This is a genomic window from Burkholderia sp. HAN2018 (genome assembly GCF_024704855.1).
Lineage (GTDB): Bacteria > Pseudomonadota > Gammaproteobacteria > Burkholderiales > Burkholderiaceae > Burkholderia > Burkholderia cepacia.
On record NZ_QOBB01000281.1, the window covers coordinates 1 to 8,128 of the forward strand.

Annotated in this window: 5 protein-coding genes and 1 pseudogene; 4 read left to right on the forward strand and 2 right to left on the reverse strand. The window is 69.6% G+C overall.

All coding sequences use genetic code 11. The features are described from left to right. The 3 genes and pseudogenes from DPV74_RS36580 to DPV74_RS36590 all read left to right on the forward strand — a co-directional run. A pseudogene (locus DPV74_RS36580) lies at nucleotides 1-312 on the forward strand (DNA alkylation response protein); the annotation flags it as partial. Continuing rightward, nucleotides 309-1,505 carry a CaiB/BaiF CoA-transferase family protein gene (locus DPV74_RS36585; RefSeq protein ID WP_119338958.1) on the forward strand — a complete coding sequence of 399 codons (1,197 nt, stop codon included), beginning with the start codon at nucleotides 309-311 and terminating at the stop codon, nucleotides 1,503-1,505. The pseudogene DPV74_RS36580 and the gene DPV74_RS36585, both read left to right, overlap by 4 nt. Before the next feature lie 89 nt (nucleotides 1,506-1,594). Continuing rightward, entirely contained in the window at nucleotides 1,595-3,010 is a 1,416-nt protein-coding gene (locus DPV74_RS36590; RefSeq protein ID WP_119338959.1) for an MFS transporter, read from the forward strand. A gap of 139 nt (nucleotides 3,011-3,149) precedes the next feature. On the opposite strand, the gene DPV74_RS36595 is transcribed toward DPV74_RS36590, so the two are convergent. Both DPV74_RS36595 and argA read right to left on the reverse strand, forming a co-directional pair. Further along, the gene (locus DPV74_RS36595; protein ID WP_006478357.1) at nucleotides 3,150-3,425 is read right to left on the reverse strand and encodes an oxidative damage protection protein; all 276 of its coding nucleotides are present in this window, start codon (nucleotides 3,423-3,425) and stop codon (nucleotides 3,150-3,152) included. Nucleotides 3,426-3,475: 50 nt separating this feature from the next. Beyond that, the gene (gene argA, locus DPV74_RS36600; RefSeq protein WP_027786948.1) at nucleotides 3,476-4,855 is read right to left on the reverse strand and encodes an amino-acid N-acetyltransferase; all 1,380 of its coding nucleotides are present in this window, start codon (nucleotides 4,853-4,855) and stop codon (nucleotides 3,476-3,478) included. A 23-nt stretch (nucleotides 4,856-4,878) separates the two neighbouring features. Here argA and hrpA point away from each other — a divergent pair. Then, nucleotides 4,879-8,128, forward strand: a 3,250-nt coding sequence (gene hrpA, locus DPV74_RS36605; protein WP_119338960.1) for an ATP-dependent RNA helicase HrpA, incomplete at its 3' end; no start/stop codon positions are given.

Below are 8,128 nucleotides of genomic sequence, written 5' to 3' on the forward strand. Positions count from 1 at the left end.
ATCCTCGCGCGCGCCTGCGACGCGCTTGCGCGGGTCGCGGCGGAAGGCGACGACGCACGCGTGCGGCAGGCCGCGTCCGCGCTGTACTACGCAAGCGCGGCCGTGCTGATGGCGTGCGAGGGCGCGCGGCTCGCGCCGGATTTCCGGCGTCTCGCGCTCGCGCACCTGGTCGTGCGCCACAAGCTGCTGCCGGTCGACCCGCTTGCGCCGGCATCGCGCGACGACGAATCCGCCGCCTGCGCTGCGCTGCTGCGCGGCACGCCCATCGCGCTCGATACCGCGCTCGACCTGCTGCCGGAGGTCGAACGATGACCGCCTCGCGTGGCGCACTGGACGGCCTGAAGGTCGTCGACCTGAGCCGCGTGCTCGGCGGCCCGTACTGCACGCAGGCACTCGCTGACCACGGGGCGACGGTGGTCAAGATCGAGCCGCCGGACGGCGACGAGACGCGCGGCTGGGGGCCGCCGTTCCTCGGCGACACCGCGTGGTACTTCATGGGCGTGAACCGCAACAAGGAAGGGCTCGCGCTCGACCTGTCGCGCGACGAAGGGCGCGCGATCCTGTGGCACCTGCTCGACGAGGCGGACGTGCTCGTCGAGAACTTCAAGCCGGGCACGCTCGCGCGCTGGGGGATGGACTATGCACGCGACTTGCAGCCGCGCTTCCCGTGGCTGATCCACTGCGCGGTGACGGGCTTCGGCGCGGACGGTCCGCTCGGCGGGCTGCCCGGCTACGACGCGGTGATCCAGGCGATGGCGGGGCTGATGAGCGTCAACGGCGAGCGCGACGGCGAAGCGACGCGCATCGGTCTGCCGATCGTCGACATGGTCACGGGCCTCAATGCGCTCGCGGGCATCCTGCTGGCGCTCGCGGAGCGCGAGAAGAGCGGGCGCGGACAGTCGATCGACATCGCGCTGTACGACTGCGGCGTGTCGCTGCTGCATCCGCACCTGCCGAACTTCTTCGGTTCGGGGCGCGTGCCGGCGCGCAGCGGCAACGCGCATCCGAACATCGCGCCATACGACAGCTACCGCACGGCGACCGTGCCGATCTTCCTCGCGATCGGCAACGACCGGCAGTTCGCGCGGCTCGTCGCGCATCTCGGTGCGCCGGCGCTCGCGGGCGATCCGCGTTTCGTCGACAACCGCAACCGCTGCGCGCACCGTCCCGAGCTGAAGGCCGAACTGGAAGCGCGGCTCGCCGCGCACGCTTGCGAGCCGCTCGCGCGCGACCTGATGGCGGCCGGCGTGCCGTGCGGGCCGGTGCGAACGGTGGCCGACGTCGCGCACGATCCGCATGCGCTGCACCGGAACCTGTTCGTCGAGATCGGCGCGTATCGCGGCACCGCATCGCCGGTGAAGCTGTCGCGCACGCCGGCTACCTATCGTTCGCCGCCGCCCGCGCTGGGCGGCGACACGCGCGCGGTGCTCGATCGCCTCGGCGTCGATCCCGCGCTCCAGCAGCAATTGCTCGACGCCGGCGTGCTGAGGGAAGCCCCCGGCTGACACGACGCCGCCGGCCGGCGGCGCCATGCCGGCCACCCGGGAAAGGCGCGCGGCAGTCGCGCCCCGGAAACACAAACATGGAGACATCGATGAGCCGTCAGCCATCCCCGTCCGCCGCGCCGCAGCCGCGGCCCGGCCGCGCCGCCCTCGCGGCGTTCGTCGGCACCACGATCGAGTGGTACGACTTCTACATTTACGGCACCGCCGCGGCGCTCGTGTTCGGCAAGGTGTTCTTTTCGAGCAGGATGGATCCCGGCGTCGCGACGCTGCTTGCGTTCGTCACGTTCTGGGCCGGCTTCGCCGCGCGGCCGCTGGGCGGCATCGTGTTCGGGCATCTCGGCGATCGTGTCGGCCGCAAGACCGCGCTCGTGATCACGCTGGTGATGATGGGGCTCGCGACGACCGGCATCGGCCTGCTGCCCGGTTATGCGCGGATCGGTGTATGGGCGCCGGCCGGCCTCGTCGCGCTGCGCGTGCTGCAGGGCATCGCGGTCGGCGGCGAGTGGGGCGGCGCGGTGCTGATCGCGAGCGAGAACGCGCCGAAGCATCGCAGCATCCTGTACGCGGCGTTCGCGCAGCAGGGTTCGCCCACCGGCAACCTGCTGGCCACGGCCGCCTTCTTCGCGCTGAGCGCGCTGCCGACACCGTCGTTCCTGATGTGGGGCTGGCGCATTCCGTTCTTGCTGTCGGCCGTGCTGGTGATCATCGGCATGGTGATCCGGCTGAGGCTCGAGGAGTCGGCCGACATGCAGCGCGTGCTCGCGCGCAAGCGCACCGTGAAGCTGCCGCTGCGCGACGTCGTGCGCGATCACTGGGTCGTCGTGCTGCTCGCGGCCGGCACGCTGCCGGTGATCAACGTCACGTACTTCCGCAGCACGTTCGCGCTGTCGTGGGCGACGAAGGAACTCGGCTACGCGCAGGGCACGTTTCTCGGCATCCTGTCGATCTCGCTCGTCGTGCAGTTCCTGATGCAGCCGGTCGGCGCGTGGTTCGTGTCGAAGGTCGACATGCGCCGCGCGATGTGCTGGATCCTGATTCCGGAAATCGTGCTGATGCCGGTGATGTTCCATGCGCTCGCGACGCGTTCGTATTGGGTCGCCGTCGCGGGCATGTGCATCTCGACGATTCCGTCGGCGATGTTCTACGGCGCGGTCGGCGGCGTGCTGGCGCGCGTGTTCCCGGCGAACATCCGCTACACGGGCCTGTCGCTCGCGTATCAGCTGAGCGCGCTCGTCGTCGGCGGCGGCACGCCCGTGCTCGCGCAGGCGATCCTCAACACGACCGGCAGCATCGTCGGCGTCGCGGTCGCGTCGGGGCTTTACGCGCTCGTGTCGCTCGTCTGCATGCTCGCGCTGCTGAATCGCACCGGGTATCGCGCGGACGAACTGTCGACGGCCGAACGCAGCGATGCGGCCGAATGGGGCACCGAAGGCGGCAGCACGGCACCCGCGGCCGACGGGAGCGCGCAGCCGGGCGACGGCGGTGCGCTGAAGCCGGCCGGCTGAGCGGTAAGCCCTGCCGCCGCGCGGGAGGCGGGAACGCCCCGAGCGCATGTCGCCAAAAGAAAACGGCACCGTGCGAAACACGGTGCCGTCTTTCCCGGAGCACGCGGCCGGCAGGCTGCCGGCCGCGCGCATCGCATCATCAGCCTTCCGTCGGCGGCACGTAGCCGGACGCCTGGTCCGCGCCGTCGCCGAAGAAGTACTTCTCGGTCTGCTTCATCAGGTACTGGCGCGCGCGCGGGTCGGCCATGTTCAGGCGGTTCTCGTTGATCAGCATCGTCTGCTGCTTGAGCCAGCCCTGCCACGCTTCCTTCGAGACGCTCTCGTAAATGCGCTTGCCGAGTTCGCCCGGCAGCGGCGGGAAATCGAGGCCTTCGGCTTCCTTGCCGAGCTTCGCGCATTGAATCATTCGAGCCATCGTGTACTTCTCCTGTAATCGAACTGGGGGGAGGGCAGTCGTGCCTGCGCTCAGAGCTGCTTCATCAGCACGAGCGACTTGCGCTGCCAGTTATAGAGTTTGCGGCGGTCTTCGGGGAGGTCGTCGACGCTGACCTTGACGAAGCCGCGCTTGAGGAACCAGTGCTCGGTGCGCGTCGTGAGCACGAAGATGTGCGTGAGGCCGCGCGCACGGGCGCGCTGCTCGATGCGCTTGAGCAGGCGTTCGCCGTCGCCCGAGCCCTGCGCTTCCGGCGCGACCGTCAGGCACGCCATCTCGCCGATCTTCTCCTGCTGGTACGGATACAGCGCCGCGCAGCCGAACAGCACGCCATCGTGCTCGATCACCGAGAAGTGGTCGATGTCGCGTTCGATCTGGTGGCGGCCGCGGCGCACCAGCGTGCCGTCCGACTCGAGCGGCTCGATCAGCGACAGGATGCCGCCGACGTCGTCCGGCGTCGCTTCGCGCAGGCTCTCGAGGTTCTCGTACGAGATCATCGTGCCGACGCCGTCGTGCAGGAACAGTTCGAGCAGCATGCTGCCGTCGAGCGACTGCGGGATCAGGTGGGCCCGGGTCACGCCGCCGCGGCATGCGCGGATCGAGTGCTTCAGGAAGAACGCGTCGTCGCCCTGGACGTTGCCGGAATCGAGCAGCTCGGCGGCCGCGTCGAGCGACATTTCGCGCACCAGCCCGCCTTCGTCGTCGACGATGCCGGGCGCTTCGGTCAGGAAGATGATCTTGTCGGCGCGCAGTGCGATCGCGGCGGCCGACGCGACGTCTTCCATCGACAGGTTGAACGCTTCGCCGGTCGGCGAGAAGCCGAGCGGCGACAGCAGCACGAGCTTGCGGCTCGCGAGAGAGTGACGGATCGACTCGGCGTCGATCTTGCGCACGATGCCCGTATGCGCGAAATCGACCCCGTCGAGAATCCCCACCGGCCGCGCGGTCACGAAGTTGCCCGACACGACGCTGATGTGCGCGTGCGCCATCGGCGAGTTCGGCAGACCCTGGCTGATCGCGGCCTCGATGTCGAGACGCACTTCGCCGGCCGCTTCCTTCGCGGATTCGAGCGCGCGCGCATCGGTGATGCGCAAGCCGTGCGAAAACTCGGATTCGACACCGTGCAGGCTCAGCTGCTCCTCGACCTGCGGGCGCGAACCGTGCACCAGCACGATCTGGATGCCCATCGCCTGCAGCAGCGCGATGTCGGACACGAGCGCGTTCAGGAGCCCCTGCTGCACCACCTCACCGCCAAACCCCACGACGAACGTGCTGTTGCGGAACTTGTGGATATAGGGCGCGACGGAGCGCATCCAGTCGACGAACTGCGCGTGACTGGCGGCCGAATCGTCGGCGGCCGGCGGCGTCGCGGCGCCGGTCTGGGCGGGGGGGAGGTCGGTTTGGGAATTCATGGGCGGGATTATAATGCGCCCCCATGTCGAATGTTTCTAAAAGTCCCGCGCCGACGCGGGCCAATACGCCGTCGGCCCGGCACCCGGATGGTGCGGCCGACGCACGCGAGCAGCAGGGCCAGCCAGCGCGCCAGCAGCAGGAAAAGCAGGCGGGCAAACCGGCAGACGCGCCGCGCGGGCCGCGCGGTGACGAACGGCGCGGCGATGCGCGCCAGTCCGCCGCGAAGGGCGCACCCCAGGCAACGGGCGAGCGTTCCCCGCGCCGCGAGCGGCCGCCGCGCGCCGTCGTCGCGCCGAACCCCGTCCCGCCGATCACGTACCCCGAAAGCCTGCCCGTGTCGGGCAAGCGCGACGAAATCGCACGCGCGATCGCCGGTCATCAGGTTGTCATCGTCTGCGGCGAAACCGGCTCGGGCAAGACCACGCAGCTGCCGAAGATCTGTCTCGATCTCGGCCGCGGCCTCGGCGCCGGCGGCACGGGCCTGATCGGCCATACGCAGCCGCGGCGGCTCGCCGCGTCGTCGACCGGCCGGCGGATCGCCGAGGAACTCGGTACGCCGTTCGGCGAGGTGGTCGGCTACAAGGTGCGCTTCACCGACAATCTCGCGCCGGGCGCGTCCGTCAAGCTGATGACGGACGGGATCCTGCTCGCCGAGACGCAGACCGATCCGCTGCTGAAGGCGTACGACACGCTGATCATCGACGAGGCGCACGAGCGCAGCCTGAACATCGACTTCCTGCTCGGCTACCTGAAGGAAATCCTGCCGAGGCGGCCGGACCTGAAGCTGATCGTCACGTCCGCGACGATCGACGCCGATCGCTTCGCGCGCCATTTCGGCACCGACGAGCGTCCCGCGCCCGTGATCGAGGTGAGCGGGCGGCTGTATCCGGTCGAGATGCGCTACCGGCCGGTGGCCGAGGATCGCCCGGCCGTGAAAAATGCCGAAGGCACGGGCGGCCGCGATCGCGTGAAGACCGCGCGCGAAGCCGAGCGCGACCTGATGGATGCGATCGTCGACGCGGTCGACGAACTGTGCCGCGAAGGCCCCGGCGACGTGCTGGTGTTCCTGCCCGGCGAACGCGAGATCCGCGAGGCGGCCGAGGCGCTGCGCAAGCACCATCCGCCGCACACCGAGATCCTGCCGCTGTTCGCGCGGCTCTCGGCGGCCGACCAGGACAAGGTGTTCAAGGCATCGAACGCGCGCCGGATCGTGCTTGCGACCAACGTGGCGGAAACCTCGCTGACGGTGCCGGGCATCCGCTACGTCGTCGATACCGGCCTCGCGCGCGTGAAGCGCTATTCGTACCGGAACAAGGTCGAGCAACTGCAGGTCGAGTCGATCTCGCAGGCCGCCGCGAACCAGCGCGCGGGCCGCTGCGGCCGCGTGGCCGACGGCGTCTGCATCCGCTTGTACGAGGAAAGCGACTACCAGGCGCGGGCGCGCTTCACCGATCCGGAAATCCTGCGCTCGTCGCTCGCGTCGGTGATCCTGCGGATGAAGTCGCTGCACCTGACGGCGATCGAATCGTTCCCGTTCCTCGAGCCGCCGCCCGGCCGCGCGATCGCGGACGGCTACCAGCTGCTCAACGAGCTCGGCGCGGTCGACGACGACAACGCGCTGACGCCGCTCGGCCGCGAACTCGCGCGGCTGCCGCTCGACCCGCGCGTCGGCCGGATGATTCTCGCCGCGCGCGACCAGCAGTCGCTGCGCGAGGTGCTGATCATCGCGAGCGCGCTGTCCGTGCAGGACCCGCGCGACCGCCCGATCGAAGCGCAGGAGCAGGCCGACCAGGCGCACCGCCGGTTCGCCGACGAGCGTTCCGAGTTCCTGCAGTGGCTGAAGATCTGGGCGTGGTTCGAAGAGGCGGTCGCGCACAAGAAGTCGAACCGCCAGCTCGTCGACGCATGCCGGCAGAACTTCCTGTCGCACCTGCGGCTGCGCGAGTGGCGCGACGTCCATTCGCAGCTGCTGACCGTCGTGCGCGAGCACGGCTGGCGGCTCAACGAAGCCGAGGCGACTTACGAACAGGTTCATCTGGCCCTGCTGACGGGCCTGCTCGGCAACCTCGGCCTGAAGGCCGATGACGATCCGCACTATCTCGGCGCGCGCGGGATCAAGTTCTACCTGTGGCCGGGCTCCGTGCTCGCGAAGAAGGCCGGCCGCTGGGTGATGGCGGCCGAGCTCGTCGAGACGAGCCGGCTGTACGCGCGCTGCCTCGCGAAGATCGAGCCGGAGTGGGTCGAGAAGATCGGCGCGCACCTGCTGAAGAAATCGCTGTCGGAGCCGCACTGGGAGAAGCGCCCGGCGCAGGTCAGCGCGTTCGAGCGCGCGACGCTGTACGGGCTGCCGATCTACCACCGCCGGCGCGTCGCGTTCGGCAAGCAGGATCCGGCGCGGGCGCGCGAGCTGTTCATCCGCGGCGCGCTGGTCGAAGGCGAATTCGACACGAAGCTGCCGTTCTTCGCGCACAACCGCAAGCTGCTCGCCGACATCGAGCAGCTCGAGCACAAGTCGCGCCGGCAGGACGTGCTGGTCGACGACGAGCTGATCTACGCGTACTACGACCAGGCGATTCCGGCGGGCATCCACACGGGCGCCGCATTCGAGCGCTGGTATCGCGACGAGGTGAAGAAGGGCGGCCAGCCCGAGGACAAGCAGCGGCTGCTGTACCTGTCGCGCGACGACCTGATGCGCCACGAGGCGGCCGGCGTGACGACCGAGCTGTTCCCGAAGCGCGCGACGATGGCCGGCGTCGAGATGGCGCTCACGTATCACTTCGAGCCGGGCACGCCGCGCGACGGCGTGACGCTCGCGGTGCCGCTGTATGCGCTGAACCAGGTCGACGCGCGCCGCTGCGAGTGGCTCGTGCCGGGGATGCTGAAGGAAAAGGTGCAGTTGCTGCTGAAGTCGCTGCCGCAGAAGCTGCGCCGGCACTGCGTGCCGCTGCCCGAATACGCGGCCGGCTTCGTCGAGCGGATGGGCCGCGAGCGCTTCGGCGCGGGCGGCCTTGTCGAGGCGCTGATCGCCGACGTGCGCGGCGAGACGCAGGTCGCGATGAAAACGGCCGATTTCAAGCTCGAGACGCTGCCCGCGCACCTGTTCATGAACTTCAAGGTGATCGACGAGCACGGCCGCCAGCTCGCGATGGGGCGCAATCTCGCGCAGCTTCGCCAGGAGCTGGGCGCGCAGGCGCAGCAGCAGTTCCAGAAGATCGCGGCGGCGTCGACGATCGCGGCTGGCGGGGAGGGCGATGCGGGTCAGCCGGTCGGCC

Bases quoted from the DNA above. Each gene is read 5' to 3' on its own strand.
- DPV74_RS36590 (WP_119338959.1), top strand. From the start codon at position 1,595: ATGAGCCGTCAGCCATCCCCGTCCGCCGCGCCGCAGCCGCGGCCCGGC.
- DPV74_RS36585 (WP_119338958.1), top strand. From the start codon at position 309: ATGACCGCCTCGCGTGGCGCACTGGACGGCCTGAAGGTCGTCGACCTG.
- DPV74_RS36595 (WP_006478357.1), bottom strand. From the start codon at position 3,425: ATGGCTCGAATGATTCAATGCGCGAAGCTCGGCAAGGAAGCCGAAGGC.
- argA (WP_027786948.1), bottom strand. From the start codon at position 4,855: ATGAATTCCCAAACCGACCTCCCCCCCGCCCAGACCGGCGCCGCGACG.